Raw genomic sequence first — 21760 nt, forward strand, 5'->3', positions numbered from 1 at the left:
GCATCATGACAGGTGAATTTGCAGTCATCGGATTAGGACGGTTTGGTGGGTCGATCGTCCGTGAGTTGTCATCGAACGGGTATGATGTCCTCGCAATCGACTCCGATGAAGAACGCGTCAACGAGTTTATGGGATTGGCTACGCATGCAGTCATTGCCGATACGACAGATGAGAACGTTCTTAAGAGTTTAGGGATTCGTAACTTCGAACACGTCATCGTGGCAATCGGAGAGAACATTCAAGCTTCGATTTTGACGACGCTCATTTTAAAGGAACTTGGTGTTCAAATCATCACTGTGAAAGCGACGAACGACTATCATGAAAAGGTACTTCGTCGGATCGGTGCGGACAATATCGTGCATCCGGAACGGGATATGGGTGTTCGAATCGCCAATGGATTGATGAGCCAAAGTATTCTCGATTACCTTGAACTATCGAATGAGCATTCGATTGTCGAGATTAAAGCATCTGACAAATTATCGAACAAATCGCTCATTGATTTGGATTTGCGAGCGAAATATGGGGTGAACATTGTTGCCATTCGTCGTGATGATGATGTCTTGATTTCTCCTCAGGCTGATGAAATGATTTTATCGGAAGATATTCTGATCATCATCGGGAAAGATACCGATTTAGACAGACTCGAGCGGACGTTACGTTCGAAATAAAAGAAAAGACCTCTTGAGCGATACCGTGATCGTTGAATCGATTGATCCAACGCCACGGTGTGACTCCAAGAGGTCTTTTAAATAAGCTTCATCGCTTTCAATCCATATTCAATCCCGTCTTCGAGAATGGATTTTGTGACGAAGTCCGCCACGTCTTTTGTTTCCGAGCGACCGTTACCCATGGCGATCCCTGTCCCTACATACTGAAGCATGGCTAAATCATTCAAGGCATCCCCGAATGCATACGTGTTCTCGAGACGATAGCCGTTTGTCTCGATGAAGTGACGGATTCCATCCGCTTTACTGGCCCCTTTATTGATGACGTCCATCGCATGAGGATGCCAACGGATAAAATCAAATTCACGATAAGCATCGATATAATGATGTTCGTCCTCTGGCGTGCAATATAATAACGTCTGGTATACATCTTCTTCTGCGTGGAAGTTTGGTTCGAATGAAGGGATTGGCATATCGAGTTCGCCGAGCGATTGTTCGACGATGGCATCATTCGGTTTTGAAGCACCGCCACGGTCCTGCCCCAAGTAGACGAGGGTATGATCATGTGAAGCGGCGTGCGTCGTCAAGCGATTTAATGCATCTTTCGAGAGCGTGTTACGATACACGATTTCGCCTTTATGAACGACGATTTGGCCGTTATAGCAAACGAGACTATCGATTCCGACGCGTTCTGGGATATCCGATAGCATGGCCGGTCCCCGTCCTGTCGCGATAAACGTTTCGACACCGTTTGCCTGAAGTGCTTGGATTGCTGAAATCGTTGAAGGTGGAATATAGCTACCTTCATGTAAAAGTGTGCCGTCAATGTCGAAAAAAACAACTTTTTGATCTTCCATTTAAGTCACCATTCTTTCTCTTTGTCTAAAAAATATGTTTTCTGAACCCACTAAAAGGATAACACGAAATAGGGAAACTACCACGAATATCACATCGTTAGTGAAATATTGTCATGATATGAGCTATAATGAAAAAAGAATCTTACGGGCATATTCGAGAATCACTTATGTTTCACATAGATGTATTAATAATTGAAGTAAGGAGAGATTAAATGAAGTTTGTTAAGAACCACCAAACAGCCGTGTTCGCGTTAGGCGGACTGGGAGAAATCGGGAAGAACACATACGTTGTTCAATTCCAAGATGAAATCATCGTCATCGATGCGGGAATCATGTTTCCAGAGGATGACTTGCTTGGAATTGACTATGTGATTCCAGATTACTCTTATTTGATTAAAAACAAGGACAAAGTAAAAGGGGTATTCATCACACACGGTCACGAAGACCATATCGGGGGAATTCCATTCTTACTGAAACAGGTCCAGTTACCGATCTACGCGACAAAACTTGCGCTTGGATTGATTAAAGTAAAACTTGAAGAGCATGGGTTGTTACGGGAAGCGGAACTCCATGAAATTGATGAAGATTCACTTATTAAATTCCGTAAAACGAGCATCTCGTTCTTCCGTACGACTCACTCGATTCCAAACTCACTCGGTGTCGTCGTCAAGACGCCACAAGGAAACATCGTCCATACGGGTGACTTCAAGTTCGACTTCACTCCGGTAGGTGAACCGGCCGATCTCGCCAAGATGGCGGAAATCGGAAAAGAAGGCGTGCTTTGTCTCTTGTCTGACTCAACGAATGCGGAAGTAGAAGGCTTCACGATGAGTGAGAGCGTTGTCGGTGGGACGATTAGTGAGACGTTCCGAAAAGCGGACGGTCGAATCATCTTTGCGACATTCGCATCGAACATCTATCGCTTGCAACAAGTGGTCGATGCGTGTGCCGAGACAGGTCGTCATCTCATGATTTTCGGTCGTTCGATGGAGAAAGTCATGACGATCGGACAAGAACTCGGTTTCATCAACGTTCCGAAAGGTATGATTATCGAGGCGAACCAAATGCGTCACTACGATCCGAATGAAATCGCGATTCTTTGTACCGGCTCACAAGGGGAACCGATGGCAGCGCTTAGTCGTATCGCGAACGGGACGCACCGTCAAGTGTCGATCATTCCTGGAGATACGGTCATCTTCTCTTCTTCTCCAATCCCGGGAAATGCCATCTCGGTCGGGAAAACGATTGACCAGTTATATAAAGCGGGAGCTGACGTCGTATACGGGAAGTTGACGAACATTCATACGTCGGGACACGGTTCACAACAAGAACAGTTGTTGATGATTCGCCTCTTGAATCCGAAATTCTTCATGCCGATTCACGGAGAGTACCGCATGTTGAAAAAACATGCTGAATTAGCTGAGTCGGTTGGCATTCCGAAAGAGAACAGTTTTGTCATGGATAACGGAGAAGTGCTCGCCGTTGACTCTGAATCAGCAGCGGTCACGGGTAAAATTTCTGCGAACGCAGTTTACATTGATGGGAATGGAATTGGCGATATTGGGAATATAGTATTAAGGGATCGTCGCATTCTCTCTGAAGATGGACTCGTTGTCGTTGTCATCAGTATCGATGGCAAGACACGCAAACTCGTCTCGGGACCAGATATCATCTCACGTGGATTTGTCTATATGCGTGAGTCAGGTAGTCTGATTCGTGATGGCGAACGTCTATTGAAGAAAACCGTCGAACAAGGATTGTCCAATAAGCAGATGAAGTGGTCGGAAATGAAACAACTCGTTTCGGACACGCTCACACCTTATTTGGCTCAAAAGACGCGGAGACACCCGATGGTCCTGCCGATTATTATGGAAGTATGATCGAACGGGCTGTAGGAAACTACAGCCCGTTTTTTTCACCGCAACGTAGGAGGGGGAGCTTATGGCTAAGAAAAAGGGGAAGAAAGGTTGGTTGAAGTGGGGAGCCGCAATCATTGCGGTCATTTTTCTCATCACACTTGTGTATCATCAAGTGAAACCATTACCAGAAGGCGTATCACGACAATCTGATTCGTATCTCATTACGGATGACCAGATTGATTTTCTCCATGATTTGACGTACCAAGGAGAGGATACTGAAATCGTTGAGCAAGAGATTTTCAAAGAAGTGGAACGAGCGATTCATGAAGCAAAGGAATACATCGTCATGGACTTTTTCTTGTTTAATCCGTATTCGAACGAAGATCGACAATACCCGGATATCACGGCGCGATTATCATCGGCCTTATTGGAACAAATGGAACGGTATCCAGACTTGAAAGTCGTCTTTATCACGGACGAAATCAATACAACATACGGTGGACATGTTTCCGAACACTTTGATGTGCTCGAGGAAGCGGGAGCAGAAATCGTCTATACGAATCTTGACGCCATGCGCGACCCGAATATTTTATATTCGACATTTTATCGGATGGCCATTCAATGGTTCGGAGACGGCGAGGAAGGTTGGCTACCTAATCCGATGGCCTCATCGGCACCAGACATTACGGTTCGTGCCTATTTAAGACTTCTAAATATTAAGGCGAACCATCGTAAGGTGATGGTCACAGAAAATGAAGGGTTCGTGCTGTCGGCCAATCCGCATGATGCCAGTGGATACCATTCGAATGTCGGAGTTCATCTGAAAGGACCGATTTTAAAAGAAATCGCGGAGGGAGAGCAGGCTGTTGCGACGTTCTCCAAAGGGGATGCTCGTCGATTCCCGGATGAAGAGGCGTTAGCAAAGACTGAAGAAGAGCCGTCTGAAACGCCGATGGAGATCCGGTACGTCACAGAAGGGAAAATCCAGGAATCCGTACTTGATGCGATGAATGGGGCGGACGATGGGGACACCATTTGGATTGGAATGTTCTACTTGGCAGACCGGAATATCATCCAAGCCATCGAGGATACTGCCGCTAGAGGGGTGAAAGTGAATTTGATTCTAGACCCGAACACGAATGCGTTCGGTCGATCGAAATCGGGTTTACCGAACTTGCCGGTTACGGCAGAGCTAAATACAGTGAATCCAGAACAAATCGAAATCCGTTGGTATGACGTCGGTAAAGAGCAATATCATCCGAAAATATTATATTTGGATGGAGAGGAGAAGACCGTTGTATTAGGTTCTGGGAACTATACGACACGAAATATGAACGATTACAACCTCGAGGCAGACGTCGAGGTAAAAGGAGAAGAGAGTACAGCTTTCTTTGATGAAGTAGATGAGTATTTCACTCGTTTATGGAATAACGAGAATGGAACGTACACTGTGGCATATGACGATATTCAAACCGATGTGCCTCTTGGGAAATACATCATGTATTGGCTTCAAAAAGTGACATGGACGATGACGTACTAAAAAACAGCTATCCTCAAATTGGGGATAGCTGTTTTGACGTTAATTCGTCTCGATCGGATTGAACTCATTCGTATATTCATATAAAAATTTTCCGGTCTCTTTCAAGACGTCACTCTTACGATGAAGCGAGAAATGGTCGTAAGGGACGGTCTCGGTTTGAATATTGTTCGTATACTCTTCGAGCAAGAGAGAACTCGATGGCTCGATGAGGTTAAACTCACCGCCTCGTCCGGAGAAGGAGAGGACTTGTACCGAACGGGGCCATGTCTCGAGTTTAGATTGAAACGCTTTTAATCCATCCGAATTTGGCGATAAGTCACGGATGGCTGGACTCCCCGTATTGATGCCAAAATTACTGGCGGATAGACCGAAGTTCGCAAGACGTGTACCTCCAAACGGACTATCGAACGTCACAAACTTATCAACGATATACGTTTCTTGGTTCAAGATATAGTTAGCGGCTGCCACACCACCCATGCTATGCCCGATGATATACATTCGGTCGAAGGAGCGATTTCTCGATTTTTTATACGTTTCAATGGCTGTATTTAACCATTTCGTTTGATTGTTTAGTGAAGCTTCCGCATCCTCGAACTCAATTCGGACGATAGGGCGTGTTGAACTATAATCATAAATTTCACAATCCGTCTTCCCTTTGACAGTCACGGTACATAGGGCACCGTCTGTTGCAAGTCCACTCTGCTCCATCGATTGTGAGAAACGTAGGAATGTTCGGTCTGTTCCCAGTAATCCATGTACGGCGAACGTAGGAATGAATTCGTTCGTTTGAGCCGCTTGGCGAATCGCTTCCGATTGCCGTTCATTTGCCAACTCTTGTCGGAACGTTACGACAATCAACGTAAGGGAGAGCGAAACGATCAATAAGCCGAGTAATCGTGAACGGATCGATGTCTTCCGGGGGTTGCCGATGTTTCGTCGATATTTGCGCCAAATAAAGTAGGCGAGTACGACTGCGACAACGAGGACGATGATCGTCACAATCCACGCTTTAACATTTGGTACGTGTGCGACAAGCTTCAAGTTGTTTTGTCGACCACCGTATACTTGCCACTCCACGTGTTTCATCGAACGGATGTCAAGGCCCGTCCCATCCTCCACAAAAACACCGGTCGGTACATTCAGGTTAAAACGAATATCAGCTTGTCGGATGTACCGTTCAGCTAATTTTTTAGGCGAGCCCGACAGTTCGACACCTGGTAAGTTGACTTGATCGAGTCGAAGATCAAGGTTGGTCTGTAAAGTATAAGAATCAAACCAAATACCTTCACGTTGCTCAATATCAAACTTGATATCTGGGGGGACCAGGATACCGGCTGGTCCCGTTTTCCATTCTTCTTTAATCTGTTGCAACTCGTCCACATTTTTAAATGTTTTCTTTAAGACCATACCCTCGTAGTCATCAGGACTCGAATAATCTTCCGTCTCATATCCATTCTCCTCAGCCCGCTCTTTCCAAGTATCCCAGTCGAGCCTGAGATTGAGTAATTTCATGACAGGATGATCACGGAACGCATAAGTCGTTTCGAGCGAAACGGATTGGTCGTAGTGGACGGTCGCATCATAATTGATTCGCACACATCCACCGATTAAAAGAAATAAAAATGGGAATAGTAACAACAGTGCCCTTTTTCTCGAGCTAACCATGTTAAATCGGTTCGCCGTATGTTTCTAACGGATTCGACGTATTGATGCGATCATAGAACATGATCCCATCTAAATGATCGAGTTCGTGTTGACATACGATGGCGCGCATGCCACGCAAGCGAAGCTTGATTGGCTTCCCGTCACGATCGAACCCTTCTAACGTGATTCGACGAAAACGAGGTACATTTCCTTTGACCACGCGATCGACCGAGAGACAGCCTTCGCCACCGTTTAAAAATGTCTGTTCGACGGAATGGCTTGTGATTTTAGGATTGAAGATGGAGAGTTTGAAGGTCTCTTCCTCTTCTTGTAGCAGGACCGTGAAGAATCGACGATTCACTCCGAGTTGTGGCGCGGCGATGCCGACACCGCCTCGTAACTCATATTTTTCGCTCATCTCAGGGTCTTGACTATTGACGAGGAATGTCTCCATCTCGTCGAGTAAAGCCAAATCTTCTGTTGTTGGCGGAATCGGTACCTCGATTGAACGAGCGCGAAGTCGCTCGTCACCTTCTCGAATGACATCTTTCATGGTTAACATACACAACTTCCTTTCTATCTAACGTATATGATTGATTATATCATATTTAACGAGGATGGAATGTGGATGGTACAGAAGGTGAAACGAAAATAATACAGAGGTAAAATGGGTGTCATAACCCTTGAATGTAAGCGTTTTATTTTGACAAGCATATTTTTTGCGTTATTGTAACAACCCGTTTTATACTAACAAGGAAACGGCAGGAAAGTATAACTTTTCTGAATCACGTTAATACAGATTGCTTTTTTGGACAGATACACGTAAGATTTGAGATAGTGTTTGATCACAAAAAAGACAATTGTCTCATAGTTGAAAGGATGAGGTGAAACGAATGAACAACGTTCAGGTACTTCAAAACGTGGAAGAAAACTTCCAAACGTTCCGTATTCTCGACGAGAAGGGTGAGGTCGTCAACCAAGACGCAATGCCTGACCTAACGGACGAGCAACTTCAGGAACTCATGCGCCGCATGGTCTATACTCGCATTTGGGACCAACGCGCAATCTCACTTAACCGTCAAGGTCGCTTAGGATTCTACGCGCCAGTGGCTGGTCAAGAGGCGACAATGATCGGGACGCAATACGCGCTCGACAAAGAGGACTGGATTCTTCCAGGATACCGTGATATTCCACAACTCGTATTCCACGGACTTCCGCTTTATCAAGCGTTCTTGTTCTCACGTGGTCACGTGGCAGGAAACCGTATCCCTGAAGGTGTCAACGTATTGATGCCGCAAATCATCATCGGTGCACAAATCATTCAAACTGCGGGTGTGGCAATGGGCCTCAAACGCAACGGCAACAAAAATGTCGCCATTACTTACACAGGTGACGGTGGCTCATCACAAGGTGATTTCTACGAAGGATTGAACTTTGCAGGTGCATTCAAATCGCCAGCAATCTTCGTCGTTCAAAACAACCGTTTCGCTATCTCAACTCCTGTTGAAAAGCAAACTGCAGCTAAAACGATCGCGCAAAAAGCTGTTGCAGCTGGAATCAACGGAATTCAGGTAGATGGAATGGACGTTCTCGCAGTGCTCGCAGCGACACAACAAGCTCGCGTTGACGCACTCGAAGGAACACCAACACTTATCGAGTCACTCACTTACCGTTACGGACCACATACGCTTGCTGGGGATGACCCAACACGCTACCGTACAAAAGAACTCGACACAGAGTATCAAGAAAAAGATCCACTCGTACGCTTCCGTCTCTTCCTCGAGAACAAAAAACTCTGGAACGAAGACATGGAAAACGAAGTGATCGAGCAAGCGAAAGCTGATGTAAAAGAAGCGATCAGCCAAGCTGACAAAGAACCAAAACAAAAAGTTTCGGACTTCATCAACAACATGTTCGAAGAACTTCCTTCAAACTTGAAAGAACAGCTTGAAGAATATACTGCAAAGGAGTCGAAGTAAGTTATGGCTCAAATGACAATGATCCAAGCGATTACTGATGCGATGCGCGTTGAAATGAAACGCGACGAGAAAGTACTTCTCTTCGGAGAAGACGTTGGTAAAAACGGTGGGGTATTCCGTGCGACGGAAGGTCTCCAAGACGAACTCGGCGAAGACCGTGTCTTCGACACACCACTCGCTGAATCAGGGATTGGTGGTCTTGCAATCGGTCTCGGTCTTACTGGCTTCCGTCCAATCATGGAAGTTCAGTTCTTCGGATTCGTATTCGAAGTATTTGACTCAATCGCAGCTCAAATGGCACGTATGCGTTACCGTTCAGGCGGCGCTTACAGCCAACCAATCACGATTCGTTCACCATTCGGTGGTGGCGTTAAGACACCTGAGCTTCACGCAGATAGCCTCGAAGGCTTGATGGCTCAGACACCTGGTCTTAAAGTCGTTATTCCATCGACTCCATACGATGCAAAAGGTTTGTTGATCGCGTCAATCCGTGACAACGACCCAGTCGTGTTCCTTGAGCACATGAAATTGTATCGTTCTTTCCGTGGCGAAGTACCTGAAGGTGATTACACAATCGAACTCGGTAAAGCAGATGTGAAACGTGAAGGTACAGACGTTTCAATCATCACTTACGGTGCGATGGTACACACTTCACTTAAAGCAGCGGAAGAACTTGAAAAAGAAAACATCAACGTAGAAGTCATCGACCTCATGACAGTGAGCCCGCTTGATATCGACACAATTGTAGAATCTGTTAAGAAAACAGGTCGTGCAATCGTCGTTCAAGAAGCACAACGTCAAGCAGGTATCGCGGCGAACGTTGTAACTGAAATTCAAGAACGCGCAATTCTTCACCTCGAAGCACCAGTTCTTCGAGTAACTGCACCAGACACAGTCTTCGCATTCGCACAAGGTGAAGACATTTGGTTACCTGACCATAAAGATGTCGTTGCAAAAGTTAAGGAAGTTGTGAACTTCTAAGATCGTGTCGAATAAACGATGAGGGAGAATTGTCTCCCTTGTCGTGTTTACATGATGAATTGATGGGAGGAAAAACCAGTGGCAGTATTTGAATTTAAATTACCAGATATCGGTGAAGGTATTCATGAAGGTGAAATCGTCAAGTGGTTCGTAAAAGCAGGGGATACGGTCAAAGAGGACGATGTTCTTTTAGAAGTACAAAACGACAAAGCAGTCGTTGAAATCCCAGCTCCAGTCGACGGTACAGTCAAAGAAGTCAAAGTTTCTGAAGGTACAGTTGCTGTAGTCGGCGACATCCTCATTACATTTGACATCGAAGGCGATGCACCAGCAGGAGAAGAAGAAGCTCCTGAACAACCAAAAGCAGAAGAGAAGACAGAAGACGTAAAAGAAGATGTGAAAGAAGACGCGCCACGCGACGTTCAACTTCACAAATCTGAACGCGTCATCGCAATGCCATCTGTCCGTAAATATGCACGTGAAAAAGGTGTCGACATCCGTGAAGTAAACGGTTCTGGCGACAACGGTCGCGTCTTGAAAGAAGACATCGATGCATTCGCGAACGGTGAAGCACCGTCTGCAGAAGCTACAACAGAGAAAACAGATTCTGTAGCACCAGCAGCAGCTGCTAAAACGGAAATCAAGCCTTACGAGTCAGCGACTCCTGAACTTGAAACACGTGAGAAAATCCGTGGAATCCGTAAAGCCATCTCGAAAGCGATGGTTAACTCGAAACACACTGCACCACACGTTACACTCATGGACGAAGTCGACGTTACAAAACTCGTTGCACTCCGTAAAGACTTCAAACAAGTCGCGGCTGACCAAGGCGTGAAACTTACGTACTTGCCATTCGTCGTGAAAGCATTGACTGCTGCAGCAAAAGCTTTCCCAACAATCAACGCTTCAATCGATGACGTAAACGAAGAAATCGTTTACAAAAACTACTACAACATCGGTATCGCAGCTGACACGGACAACGGACTCGTTGTACCAGTCGTAAAAGATGCAGACCGTAAATCAATCTATGCACTTGCTACAAACATTAACGAACTTGCAGGCAAAGCTCGTGAAGGTAAGCTCGCTGGGGAAGACATGAAAGGCGGATCGATCACAATTACAAATATCGGTTCTGCTGGTGGACAATGGTTCACACCTGTCATCAACCACCCAGAAGTTGCGATTCTCGGTATCGGCCGTATCGCTGAGAAAGCTGTCGTGAAAAACGGTGAAATCGTTGCAGCGCCAGTACTTGCACTTTCATTCAGCTTTGACCACCGCCTTATCGACGGTGCGACTGCACAAAACGCTCTTAACATGGTGAAACGCTTGCTCGAAGACCCAGCACTTCTAATGATGGAGGGATAAGAACATGGTAGTAGGAGAATTCGCACAAGAAACTGATTTGCTTGTCATCGGTGCCGGTCCTGGTGGATACGTTGCCGCAATCCGTGGCGCACAGCTCGGAATGAAAGTTACAATCGTTGAGAAAGGCAACTTCGGTGGTGTCTGCTTGAACGTCGGATGTATCCCATCGAAAGCGTTGATCACAGCAGGACACAACTTCCAACACGCTAAAGGACATGACTCAATGGGTATCTCGTCTGATAACGTGTCAGTAGACTTCTCAAAAGTTCAAGACTGGAAACAGTCAGTCGTTAACAAATTGACTGGCGGTGTCAAAGGTCTCCTCAAAGGGAACAAAATTGAGATCGTTCAAGGTGAAGCTTTCTTCGCTTCTGAAGACACAGTTCGTGTCATCACAGAAGACAGCTCAACTCCTTACAAATTCAAAAAAGCGATCGTCGCGACTGGTTCTACACCAATCGAGATTCCATCGTTCAAATGGTCAAAACGCGTCCTTTCTTCAACTGGCGCATTGGCACTTCCTGAAGTACCGAAAAAACTCGTCGTCATCGGCGGCGGTTACATCGGTATGGAGCTCGGTACTGCATACGCTAACTTCGATACAGAAGTTGTCGTTGTAGAGGGCGCTAGCGACATCTTGTCTGGTTTCGAACCACAAATGACGCAAATCGTTAAGAAGAAACTCAAACAAAAAGGGAACGTCACAATCCACACGAACGCACTTGCTAAAGGTGTCGAAGAAACGGAAGATGGCGTAACTGTTAAGTTTGAAGTAAACGGTGAAGAGCAATCTGTTGAAGCGGACTACGTCCTCGTCACAGTTGGTCGACGTCCAAACACAGGCGACATCGGTCTTGAGAACGCGGACGTTAAAATCAGCGACCGTGGAATCATCGAAATCGATGACCAGTGTAAAACATCGAACGAAAACATCTATGCAATCGGTGATATCGTTCCTGGACCACCACTTGCACACAAAGCATCTTACGAAGCGAAAATCGCAGCGGAAGCAGCAGCAGGTAAGCCAGCTTACCTCGACTACTCTGCAATCCCTGCAGTTGTCTTCACAGATCCAGAACTCGCAACTGTTGGTTACACAGAGCCACTCGCAAAAGAAGAAGGACTCGAAATCACAGTTTCGAAATTCCCATTCGCAGCGAACGGTCGTGCACTTGCACTTGACGAGCCAGACGGCTTCATGAAGCTCATCACACGCAAAGAGGACGGTCTCTTGATCGGTGCTCAAATCGCGGGTACTGGCGCATCAGATATGATCGCTGAGCTTGGTCTTGCAATCGAGGCTGGTATGACTGCTGAAGATATCGCACTTACAATCCACGCTCACCCATCACTCGGTGAGATGGCAATGGAAGCTGCTGAAATCGCAATGGGTATGCCAATCCACGTTGTAAAATAAGAACGTCAATAAAACCTCTCTCACGACTCGTGGGAGAGGTTTTTAATGTAGGTGACGACACGCTCGACTTCCTTGAATCCAATTTTCTCGTGAAAGCGTTGACTATCTTTGTTTTCAAGCTCGGTATCCGATGCCAGCTCTTTGCAGCCGTGGTGTACTGCGAAGGTTGACGCAGCGTCGACCAAACGAGAGGCAACACCTTGATGGCGCTCTGACTCGGCGACATAGATTCCTTCCACATACGCTGTCGGGGCAGTGGTGGAGCCTGGCACATAGTCATGGCGGAAGCTGAGCTGACAAAATCCGATCGCTTTTGTGTCGGAGGAGGCGATGAAATAGTGCATGTTCTTTGAAACGAGGCCGAGTTTGACTTCCATCCGTAATTCTTCAATGGGAGCGTCGGGCCATAGTTCGTGCATCAACTGCACGAGTGCTTCTTGATTTGATGGTGTGGCATACTCAATTTTCATTCTCATCTCTCCTTAGGTTTCGTACTTGTAGTATAAAGGAAAATACTTGTGAAGAGAGAAGGGAGGGAATCCTGATGGCGTTCGATGAGGAGTTATTATATACCGTATCTGAGACGAGTCGCGTACGATTTACGGGGATTGAAACGGAAGCCGCCCGTTATGATTTTGGTTTCGTTTATACACACCAATTCATGGGCAAGGTGTTAGTCGTCTGTATGCAAACGGGTCAATCGGCCCTTCTTGATGTACATGCCCTTGAAGAACCGCGTCAATTGTATCCGATGCTTGGCATCAATTTGAATGACACGGAACATGTCGCGGAATTTTTACGAATTTGTTTGGTCGAAAAAACAGAAGCATCTGAAGAAATTGATGCTTGAAAAAATGTAAGCGTTTTCTTATAATGGTCAGTAGGGGAAGCAATTCGATCATCTACAGCCACCTTTTCTGTGATGACATAAAAAACGAGCCGGTCACGATGACCGGCTCGTTTTTTTGGTTAGCGAATCGCTTTCGTTTGTTGGATGACTTTGATCATCTGAAGCGACTCATCTTCAAGGCCTTGAACTGGGAGTCCAGCTTCAATGTTGGCCATGATGTACTCAAGTGTCGACGTCGTAATCAACTCACCTGGAATGATGATTGGAATCCCTGGTGGGTACACCATGATGAATTCCGCTGATATACGTCCAACAGCATTCTCGAGTGGAATCGTTTCCGTCTCTTCATAGAATGCATCGCGTGGGCTGAGTGCTAGTGGTGGAATTTCAGGAAGCATGATCGATAATGAATCATTTCCTGACGTTTGATAAACAGATACGACGTCACGCATCGCGTCAATCAATGCCTGAATCGTTGACTCATCATCTGCTGACGTAACGATGAAGAGTACGTTCAATAAATCGGACATCTCGACTTCGATGCGATGTTTCTCACGAAGATATTTCTCGACTTCAAATCCTGTCACACCGAGCTCACGAACGGATACGAGAACTTTTGTCTCATCGAGGGCGTATGTCGACTCAGAATGTAGTTCGGCATGTCCATACACAGACAAGTTCGGCATATGATTGATGGCCGTACGAGCCATACGAGCAAGGTCGAGTGCCCGTTCGTTCATCGTATGACCTTTCGTCGCAAGCTGTCGCCGCGCCGCATCAAGTGAAGCAAGGAGCAAGTAGGATGTAGATGTCGTTGTGATCATGGATAGCATCGCATGGATTCGTTCTGGAGAAACAAGTCCACGTCGAACATTTAAAATCGAACTACCCGTCATCGAACCACCAAGTTTGTGCACGCTCGTCGCGGCCACGTCTGCTCCGGCTTGCATCGCAGAAAGTGGGAGTTCATCGTGGAACGGGAGATGAACACCGTGTGCCTCGTCGACGAGAACAGGAACGTCTTGCGCGTGCGCGACGGACACGATGCGCTCTAAGTCTCCGGCGACACCAAAGTAGGTCGGGTTAATGACGAGTACGGCTTTCGTGTCTGGGTGAAGTTCAAGCGCACGTTCTACGGCACTTGCTGTGATTCCGTGTGCAATTCCGTACGTCTCGTCGAACTCTGGGTGGATGAAGACCGGGTGAGCTCCTGTTAGGACGAGCGCAGACATGACAGATTTATGGACGTTACGTGGTACGATGATTTTTTCATTCGGACCAACGACCCCCATAATCATCGCCATGATCGCACTCGACGTTCCCTGAACAGAGAAGAAGGTCTCATCAGCACGGAACGCCTCTGCCGCTAAGCGTTCCGCTTCAGCGATTGCCGCTTTCGGATGATGAAGGTCATCGAGTGGGGCAATATTAATCAAGTCAATTTTTAAGGCGTTTTCGCCAATAAAGTCACGAAACTCCGGGTCCATTCCTTTCCCGCTTTTATGACCAGGAATGTGGAAGGCAATTGGGTTCGAGTCGACATGTTCAAGCAACGTGTCAAATAGTGGCGTTTCGAGCTGAGTAGCACCTTTTAATTTCAATCGTAAGTCCCCCTTGGAATCAGTTTATTTATAGGATGAATAATCATGTTCTGATATATGTTGATTTTGAAAAAACAAGCAACAAAAAAACTATAGAGATTTCTAGCGTAACTTGCAATAGTTTTTTTTGTTGATACAATGAGTGACGAGGTGAACAATATGCAAATCAATTATCCGATCAACCCTGATTGGACGACAGATGAACTAATTGATGTCGTCGAGTTTTATAACGTCGTCGCTCAAGCGAATGAAGGTGGTGTCGAACGGGAAGTGTTTCTCGATTCGTACCGTGCCTTCAAGCAAATCGTAACATCTAAGTCGGAGGAGAAACAACTGAACGCGGTTCACGACGAACAGACTGGTTATTCCACGTATCGTACGGTTCAAGCGGCCATGAAGTCCTCGAGTAAAATGATTAAATTGTAAGACCGAGCATGCCCGAGCAAATTCCGGCATGCTTTTTTGTTATTTCTCCTATAAATCGGGTACAGTTCTTTAACACGAATTGAGGTTTAGAGGCCTCGGAATTGGGAATATATCCATTAAGATAAAAAATTCAAAATAGTCAGACAATTCTCTTTCTTTTTCGAATTTTATCTGATATACTCAATTCAACTCATTAAACCGTAACTTGTAGCCCAACAAAAGGAGTGTGGCATCTTATGAAACAAGTGATTGAGGCATTCAAAAGAAAAGACGCAGAAAAACGGATCCCGGTGCTGCGCTTGGAGATTGATTATGAATTGGCAACTCTCTTCGATGCGATGGCGTCACAAGATGATGCTACAGTTCAGGCTAGCAAGCATCGGTTAGAGAAGTACCGCCAAGAATTATTGCGTCTCGAAGCCTAACCATTACACACACATTCAACCAGTATTCCGAGCGGATACTGGTTTTTGTTTGGTACAATACAGTTGAGGTGATCATAGATGATAGAATGGTTTGCAGTCGACTTGATCAAGCAGGCGGGAGAGTTGATTCGTCGCGAGATTGATCAAAGTTATGAAGTGGAACGAAAAACGGGAAAAGGGGACTTGGTCACTGAAATCGACCGGGCGGTAGAACAACTCATCGTTCGTCGCATCCAAGTAAATTTTCCGAACCATCAAATTATGGGAGAGGAAGGCACGACAGACTCACCAGAACGATTAACGGGGACGGTCTGGTTCGTTGACCCGATCGATGGGACATTGAATTTCATCCATCAAAAACGCATGTTTGCCATTTCGGTTGCCATCATGATCGATGGGGTCGTGGAGTATGGGTTCGTCTATGACGTCATGGCAGATGAGATGTTTATGGCTCGAAGAGGATATGGCGCGACGCTTAATGGCCGAACATTGACGACCATTCATGAACATCACGTGCGGGATGCCTTTTTAAGCATGAACGCCACGTGGGTCACGCCGAACCATCAAATTGCTCCGGAAATCCTTGCTCCGATTGTGCGAGATTCCATTGGGACGCGGGCTCATGGTGCCGCTTCGCTCGAACTTGCCTGGCTCGCTGCAGGGCGCGTCGATGGTTATATCACGATGCGTAATATGCCGTGGGATTATGCTGCTGGTAAATTACTCGTGGAAGAAGTAGGAGGGCGCGTCGTTTCTTTATATGGCGAACCTATCCGCTACGAAGGAAAGACGTCAGTATTGGCGGGGAGCGAATCATTCGTGAACGATGTCATCAAACATTATGTCATCGCAAAAGGCGTGACCGCAGAAGCGAAACCGGATCTTCGGATTGTCGAACATGAGTCGTATGAAGAAGTCCGTGACCTTCTCATCTTAGCGAATCCGAATGAAGCGATGGTCCGAGAGCAATTTCAAACAGGACGGACGTTTAAAGCGCTACTCGGTGGTGACATCGTGGGTGCGTATATGTTGGCCACACATGAATCGGGACGAATCGAGCTCGTTAATATCGCAGTGAAGCCGGAACGTCAAAACCAGACAATCGGTCAGCGAATGCTTCAAGACGCGGTAAAACGAGCTGCTTCTATCGGAGGAATCGAACTACTCGTCTGTACCGGGAACTCAAGTATCATGCAATTACGTTTCTATCAACAAGCTGGATTCCGATTTGACTCGGTAGAGCGAGATTATTTCCCTAATCATGGATATGACGTCATCGAAGAAGATGGGCTCCTTTTACGAGACCGAATTTGCTTGACTCGTCCGTTATAACTTCACGTAAAAGGGTTACTCCGACATCATGTCAGAGTAACCCTTGTTCGTTATGATTGACGGTCTGAAAGAATGCGACGACGCAATTGGATACCAAAGTATGTCGCGACGCCACTTAATGCGAGACTGCCTAAGATAATCGCAGTACTTCCTTCGGCCACACCGATTCCGATACCGACAAAGCCGGCGACGACAGCCAACGCGACGAATAGAAACATAGCTTGCATGGAGACTCCTCCTTATTTTCTCTTCTCCATCCTATTGTATGATAAAAAACGGCCGATGAAAACGTTCACAGTCGATTCCACTCGACAAAGGTACTGTGACGTGTGCTATACTCTTAAAGTTGAAGAAAAGCTGAAACTTTTTAAATAAGAGAGGAATAACTACATGAACGTAAGAACAAACCTTCGTAACGTAGCCATCATCGCTCACGTTGACCACGGTAAAACAACGTTAGTTGATGAATTATTAAAACAGTCTGGTACATTCCGGACGAACGAGGCAGTCGCAGAACGTGCAATGGACTCAAACGATATCGAGCGTGAGCGCGGAATCACAATTCTCGCGAAAAACACGGCAATCGATTATAAAGATACACGCATCAACATCGTTGATACGCCAGGACACGCAGACTTTGGTGGGGAAGTAGAACGAATCATGCGTATGGTAGACGGCGTTATTCTCGTTGTCGACGCACGTGAAGGCTGTATGCCACAAACTCGTTTCGTATTGAAGAAAGCTCTCGATCAAGGACTTCGTCCAATCGTCGTTGTCAACAAAATCGACAAGCCGATGGTTCGTCCACTTGACGTTGTCGACGAAGTTGTCGACCTATTGATTGACCTTGGCGCAGATGAAGATCAACTTGAATTCCCTGTCGTCTATACGTCAGCAGTCAGCGGTTCAAGTTCGTTCGATCCTGATCCAGCAAACCAAGAAGAAACAATCACACACGTACTCGATACGATTCTTGAAAACACACCGGCTCCAATCGATAACTCTGATGAGCCGCTTCAGTTCCAAGTAACAATGCTCGACTATGACAACTACCTCGGCCGAATCGGTGTAGGTCGCGTCTTCCGTGGGAAAATTAAAGTCGGTGAGCAAGTATCGCTCTGTAAGACAGATGGTTCAGTGAAACAACTTCGTGTCACGAAACTATTTGGTTACTTCGGACTTAAACGTATCGAAATCGAAGAAGCAAAAGCTGGTGACTTGATTGCCATCGCTGGTATGGAAGACATCAACGTCGGTGAAACTGTCACACCAGTCGGTAAAGAAGAGCCTCTCCCGCTCCTTCGCATCGATGAGCCAACACTTCAAATGCGCTTCATGACGAACAACTCTCCGTTTGCAGGACGCGAAGGCGATTTCGTGACAGCACGTAAAATCGAAGAGCGTTTAATGAAACAACTTGAGACGGACGTTTCACTCCGTGTCGAAAACACAGATTCACCAGACCAATGGATTGTATCAGGACGCGGTGAGCTTCACCTCGGGATCTTGATCGAGAACATGCGTCGTGAAGGTTATGAACTCCAAGTATCGAAACCACAAGTTATCATCCGTGAAGACGAGAATGGTACGAAAGTCGAGCCGTTCGAGCGTGTCATCATCGATGTGCCAGAAGAATATACAGGTTCAGTTATGGAGTCAATCGGTCTCCGTAAAGGTGAACTCGCCAACATGAACACGAACGACAACGGTCAGACTCGTATGGAATTCATCGTTCCATCACGTGGTTTGATTGGTTACCGTAACGAATTCTTATCGGCAACACGTGGATACGGAATCTTGAACCATACGTTCGAAGAGTACCGTCCTTATATCGCAGCTGACATCGGTGGACGTCGCAGTGGTGTCATGGTTTGTATCGAAAACGGGAAGTCGACGGCTTACTCGATCGGTGCCCTTGAAGACCGTGGAACGATTTTCATCGAACCAGGTACAGATGTGTATGAAGGAATGATTATCGGTGAATGTAACCGTGACGTCGACCTTGCCATCAACGCCGTTAAAGGGAAGCAATTGACAAACATGCGTGCATCTGCAAAAGACTCAACACAAGTCTTGAAACGTCCACGCGTCTTCTCACTCGAAGAGTCGCTCACGTTCTTGAACGATGACGAGTACTGTGAAATCACGCCGGAGTCGATTCGTCTCCGTAAGAAAATCTTGAACAAGAACGAACGCGAGAAAGCAGACAAGCGTCGTAAACTTGGTAAAGAATAAGTTAGCAGAAAGGGAACGCTTCGGCGTTCCCTTTTGCATGGAATAGTGTAGAATGGATGTGTATGAAATAAAGGGGGACTCTTTGACTTGAAAGCTTCTCAAACAATCGATATCACACAGATTGACGTTCCGTGGATCGCCTCGATGCTTGGTGTCGGCAGTAATCCGAACGATTTCTCGGTCGGGTTCAATGCACTCGTCGTCGTGGTCATCTTACTGACGATTCTCGTATTCAAACTGGGATTCGCAAAACAATTGGCATGGTGGAAATCGCTCATTGTCTATATTCTTCTTTCACTTGGAGCGGGAACGATGGCACTCGTTTTCTTCACATGGCCAATTCCAGAAGTTCTTCTCGTGATGGCCGTCGTACTGGCTATTTATCGTGGTCGTCTCTGGTGGAACCGTCGTCAAGGTGCAATGGAATCATAAAAAATACGGGCGTCTCTTCGGAGGCGCCCGTTTGCATTACCAGTTTCGTTTTTGTCGAAATGTAGGATATAACTTGAATTGTCCAGATGCGGCGCGTTCAGCCGTTCGTTCGCTGATTCGCTCCTGACACTCTTGACACATATACGTTTTAGCCGGTTTGTTACGCAAGCGTTTTGCTTCAAACGACCATGAGTCGATCGTTTCGACTTTATCGCAAAGAGAACATTTCACACGCATCTTTTCACCTTCCTCTATACGTTGAGTATAGCATGATTTCATCTGTGAAAAGCAGGGAATTGAATCGGTAAGGGAGAATGGTACAACCATACCCGGTTAAAGGAGGGGAGTTGAATGGCGAGTAAGGCTACGTTTGAATTGACGTCCGAGCAAGAGCGATTATTAAACGATATGCCGTTAACATTTCTCGTCGGTTTTGATGAAGCGAAGCGTTGGCCAATCAGTCACGCGATCAGTTGGGTGCAAGCACTCGACGCTGTTACGATTCGATTTGCGTTAACAAAAAACTCGCATATCGTTACCATCTTGACAACCGAAAAGACGGCTGGTCTCATCTTTATCGAAGACGGCCAATCTTATCATGTTCTACTATCATCCATCCGAGAGTTTGAGCCATCCATCAAACCGAGCCTTCATCTTCGTTTTTTTGAAGGACATGTCGAAGAAGTGAGGAACATCTCATTTTACGGTGCAACATACGCACAGCCCGAAATCACGAAAACATACGATATTCGTGCGGCGGAAAAGCTTGACCGTGAAGTGAAAGAAAGTCTTCATTCTTGAATACTATCCTATATTCGAGGGGCGGCAAAGTCTATGAAAAAAACGTATGTCCTTGATACGAACGTACTTCTCCATGATCCGCTATCCTTATTTCAATTCGAAGAACATGACGTGGTCATTCCGGCCATTGTTTTAGAAGAACTTGATGGTAAAAAACGAAACATGGACGAGGTCGGGCGTAACGCCCGAGAAACATCACGTGTCCTCGACCAACTCCGGACGACAGGGAAACTCCATGACGGCGTTCCGCTTGAAAATGGGGGGCGTCTGTTTGTCGAAATCGGTCAACACCAGGTCGATATTCCGTTCGATGTCATGACGAATGATAATCGCATATTAATGGTAGCGTTAGGATTAATGAAACAATACGAGCATGACACGAGCCATAGAGTCGTCGTTGTCTCGAAAGATATATTAGTCCGCGTCAAAGCGGACGCCATGGGAATCGATGCAGAAGATTATTTGACCGATCATATCGTCGATACGACGGATTTGTATGCCGGCTATCGAGAAATTGAAGTCGATCAGACACTCATCGATGAATTTTATAAGGTGCGTCAACTTCCGACATCCGCATTGACGAAACAGACATTGTACCCTAACTCGTTCGTCGTCTTGAAAAGTAACGTCTCGAAAGCGAGTGCGCTTGCTGTGGTCGATTCGCTTCAACCGATTTTACGACCACTGGCACTTGATGCAGATCACATTTGGGGAATTCATCCACGAAACGTCCAGCAGCGGATGGCGCTCGATCTATTGCTTCGAGATGACATTCCGTTCGTCACCTTACTTGGGAAAGCCGGTACCGGGAAGACGCTTCTTGCCTTAGCGGCAGGACTCTCACTCGTTGAGGACGAGCAACGTTACAATAAACTCGTCGTCGCTCGCCCGGTCGTGCCGATGGGGAACGATATTGGCTACTTGCCAGGGGAGATGGAAGAAAAGCTTCGCCCTTGGATGCAACCGATTTACGATAACTTAGAATTTTTATTTAGCGCTAATTCAAAAGATGAGCTCGGAAATATTCTAGCCGGCATGAAGTCGATTCAACTTGAAGCACTTACCTACATTCGGGGTAGAAGCATGCCGGACCAGTTTATCATCATCGATGAGGCACAAAACTTAACGAAACATGAGATTAAGACGATTCTCACACGTGTCGGAGAAAACTCAAAAATCGTACTCGTCGGTGACCCGTATCAGATCGACCATCCGTATCTCGATGAATATTCGAACGGATTGACGTATGCGGTGGAACGATTCAAAGGTCAGAACGTCTTCGGTCACGTCCAGCTTGTAAAAGGGGAGCGCTCGTCTCTCGCGCGATTGGCGGCCGACTTACTATAAA

General features: G+C 46.3%; 22 protein-coding genes. 15 read left to right on the forward strand and 7 right to left on the reverse strand.

Going from position 1 to position 21760, the window contains the following annotated elements:
• The first annotated feature begins 5 nt into the window (after window positions 1-5).
• On the forward strand, window positions 6-668 hold the full coding sequence (locus tag KNO94_RS00220) for a potassium channel family protein (protein ID WP_214695570.1): 663 nt from the start codon (window positions 6-8) through the stop codon (window positions 666-668).
• Window positions 669-745: 77 nt separating this feature from the next.
• Here KNO94_RS00220 and KNO94_RS00225 read toward each other — a convergent pair whose 3' ends face one another.
• Window positions 746-1522 (reverse strand): Cof-type HAD-IIB family hydrolase, encoded by a 777-nt coding sequence (locus tag KNO94_RS00225; protein WP_214739886.1) that lies wholly within the window; start codon window positions 1520-1522, stop codon window positions 746-748.
• A 212-nt stretch (window positions 1523-1734) separates the two neighbouring features.
• On the opposite strand from KNO94_RS00225, the gene rnjA reads away from it, so the two are divergent.
• Together rnjA and KNO94_RS00235 are read left to right on the forward strand one after the other, a co-directional pair.
• Window positions 1735-3402, forward strand: coding sequence for a ribonuclease J1 (gene rnjA / locus KNO94_RS00230; RefSeq protein ID WP_015881254.1), 1668 nt, complete (start codon window positions 1735-1737; stop codon window positions 3400-3402).
• A 61-nt stretch (window positions 3403-3463) separates the two neighbouring features.
• The gene (locus tag KNO94_RS00235) at window positions 3464-4921 is read left to right on the forward strand and encodes a phospholipase D family protein (RefSeq protein WP_214776699.1); all 1458 of its coding nucleotides are present in this window, start codon (window positions 3464-3466) and stop codon (window positions 4919-4921) included.
• Window positions 4922-4960: 39 nt separating this feature from the next.
• Here the strand turns inward: KNO94_RS00235 and KNO94_RS00240 are convergent, their stop codons facing one another.
• Both KNO94_RS00240 and def read right to left on the reverse strand, forming a co-directional pair.
• Window positions 4961-6586 (reverse strand): alpha/beta hydrolase, encoded by a 1626-nt coding sequence (locus KNO94_RS00240; RefSeq protein ID WP_214776701.1) that lies wholly within the window; start codon window positions 6584-6586, stop codon window positions 4961-4963.
• A gap of 1 nt (window position 6587) precedes the next feature.
• Window positions 6588-7127, reverse strand: a complete 540-nt coding sequence (gene def / locus KNO94_RS00245) for a peptide deformylase (protein ID WP_214776703.1) — start codon at window positions 7125-7127, stop codon at window positions 6588-6590.
• Window positions 7128-7458: 331 nt separating this feature from the next.
• On the opposite strand from def, the gene pdhA reads away from it, so the two are divergent.
• From pdhA to lpdA, 4 genes are all read left to right on the forward strand, one after another.
• Window positions 7459-8544, forward strand: coding sequence for a pyruvate dehydrogenase (acetyl-transferring) E1 component subunit alpha (pdhA, locus tag KNO94_RS00250; RefSeq protein WP_015881258.1), 1086 nt, complete (start codon window positions 7459-7461; stop codon window positions 8542-8544).
• 3 nt (window positions 8545-8547) lie between these two features.
• Window positions 8548-9525 carry an alpha-ketoacid dehydrogenase subunit beta gene (locus KNO94_RS00255; protein ID WP_214776705.1) on the forward strand — a complete coding sequence of 326 codons (978 nt, stop codon included), beginning with the start codon at window positions 8548-8550 and terminating at the stop codon, window positions 9523-9525.
• A 78-nt stretch (window positions 9526-9603) separates the two neighbouring features.
• Window positions 9604-10893 carry a dihydrolipoamide acetyltransferase family protein gene (locus KNO94_RS00260; protein ID WP_214776707.1) on the forward strand — a complete coding sequence of 430 codons (1290 nt, stop codon included), beginning with the start codon at window positions 9604-9606 and terminating at the stop codon, window positions 10891-10893.
• Between the two features lie 4 nt (window positions 10894-10897).
• On the forward strand, window positions 10898-12310 hold the full coding sequence (gene lpdA / locus KNO94_RS00265; RefSeq protein ID WP_214739896.1) for a dihydrolipoyl dehydrogenase: 1413 nt from the start codon (window positions 10898-10900) through the stop codon (window positions 12308-12310).
• A gap of 20 nt (window positions 12311-12330) precedes the next feature.
• Here the strand turns inward: lpdA and aac(6') are convergent, their stop codons facing one another.
• Window positions 12331-12780 carry an aminoglycoside 6'-N-acetyltransferase gene (aac(6'), locus tag KNO94_RS00270; RefSeq protein ID WP_214776709.1) on the reverse strand — a complete coding sequence of 150 codons (450 nt, stop codon included), beginning with the start codon at window positions 12778-12780 and terminating at the stop codon, window positions 12331-12333.
• Between the two features lie 74 nt (window positions 12781-12854).
• Here aac(6') and KNO94_RS00275 point away from each other — a divergent pair, with 74 nt between their 5' ends.
• Entirely contained in the window at window positions 12855-13160 is a 306-nt protein-coding gene (locus KNO94_RS00275; protein WP_214776711.1) for a DUF3055 domain-containing protein, read from the forward strand.
• Window positions 13161-13279: 119 nt separating this feature from the next.
• Here KNO94_RS00275 and KNO94_RS00280 read toward each other — a convergent pair whose 3' ends face one another.
• The gene (locus KNO94_RS00280; RefSeq protein ID WP_214739900.1) at window positions 13280-14761 is read right to left on the reverse strand and encodes an aminotransferase class I/II-fold pyridoxal phosphate-dependent enzyme; all 1482 of its coding nucleotides are present in this window, start codon (window positions 14759-14761) and stop codon (window positions 13280-13282) included.
• Window positions 14762-14920: 159 nt separating this feature from the next.
• On the opposite strand from KNO94_RS00280, the gene KNO94_RS00285 reads away from it, so the two are divergent.
• From KNO94_RS00285 to KNO94_RS00295, 3 genes are all read left to right on the forward strand, one after another.
• The gene (locus KNO94_RS00285) at window positions 14921-15187 is read left to right on the forward strand and encodes a UPF0223 family protein (RefSeq protein WP_214776713.1); all 267 of its coding nucleotides are present in this window, start codon (window positions 14921-14923) and stop codon (window positions 15185-15187) included.
• Window positions 15188-15423: 236 nt separating this feature from the next.
• Window positions 15424-15612, forward strand: coding sequence for a hypothetical protein (locus KNO94_RS00290; RefSeq protein WP_015881266.1), 189 nt, complete (start codon window positions 15424-15426; stop codon window positions 15610-15612).
• A gap of 78 nt (window positions 15613-15690) precedes the next feature.
• On the forward strand, window positions 15691-16944 hold the full coding sequence (locus KNO94_RS00295; RefSeq protein ID WP_214776715.1) for an inositol monophosphatase family protein: 1254 nt from the start codon (window positions 15691-15693) through the stop codon (window positions 16942-16944).
• 50 nt (window positions 16945-16994) lie between these two features.
• Here KNO94_RS00295 and KNO94_RS00300 read toward each other — a convergent pair whose 3' ends face one another.
• Window positions 16995-17171 (reverse strand): DUF5325 family protein, encoded by a 177-nt coding sequence (locus KNO94_RS00300; protein WP_214776717.1) that lies wholly within the window; start codon window positions 17169-17171, stop codon window positions 16995-16997.
• Window positions 17172-17334: 163 nt separating this feature from the next.
• On the opposite strand from KNO94_RS00300, the gene typA reads away from it, so the two are divergent.
• Together typA and KNO94_RS00310 are read left to right on the forward strand one after the other, a co-directional pair.
• Complete coding sequence (typA, locus tag KNO94_RS00305; RefSeq protein ID WP_214776719.1) at window positions 17335-19179, forward strand: translational GTPase TypA; 1845 nt, start codon at window positions 17335-17337, stop codon at window positions 19177-19179.
• 87 nt (window positions 19180-19266) lie between these two features.
• Window positions 19267-19611 carry a YlaH-like family protein gene (locus KNO94_RS00310; protein ID WP_214739910.1) on the forward strand — a complete coding sequence of 115 codons (345 nt, stop codon included), beginning with the start codon at window positions 19267-19269 and terminating at the stop codon, window positions 19609-19611.
• Between the two features lie 36 nt (window positions 19612-19647).
• Here KNO94_RS00310 and KNO94_RS00315 read toward each other — a convergent pair whose 3' ends face one another.
• Complete coding sequence (locus tag KNO94_RS00315) at window positions 19648-19848, reverse strand: YlaI family protein (RefSeq protein WP_015881271.1); 201 nt, start codon at window positions 19846-19848, stop codon at window positions 19648-19650.
• Between the two features lie 114 nt (window positions 19849-19962).
• Between KNO94_RS00315 and KNO94_RS00320 the strand changes: the two genes are divergently transcribed.
• Together KNO94_RS00320 and KNO94_RS00325 are read left to right on the forward strand one after the other, a co-directional pair.
• A complete protein-coding gene (locus tag KNO94_RS00320) occupies window positions 19963-20412 on the forward strand; it encodes a PNPOx family protein (protein ID WP_214776721.1) in 450 nt (149 codons plus the stop codon).
• A 33-nt stretch (window positions 20413-20445) separates the two neighbouring features.
• Entirely contained in the window at window positions 20446-21759 is a 1314-nt protein-coding gene (locus KNO94_RS00325) for a PhoH family protein (protein ID WP_214776723.1), read from the forward strand.
• The last annotated feature ends 1 nt before the right edge of the window (window position 21760 follow it).

It is taken from the genome of Exiguobacterium sp. s22, from assembly GCF_018617455.1.
Lineage (GTDB): Bacteria > Bacillota > Bacilli > Exiguobacteriales > Exiguobacteriaceae > Exiguobacterium.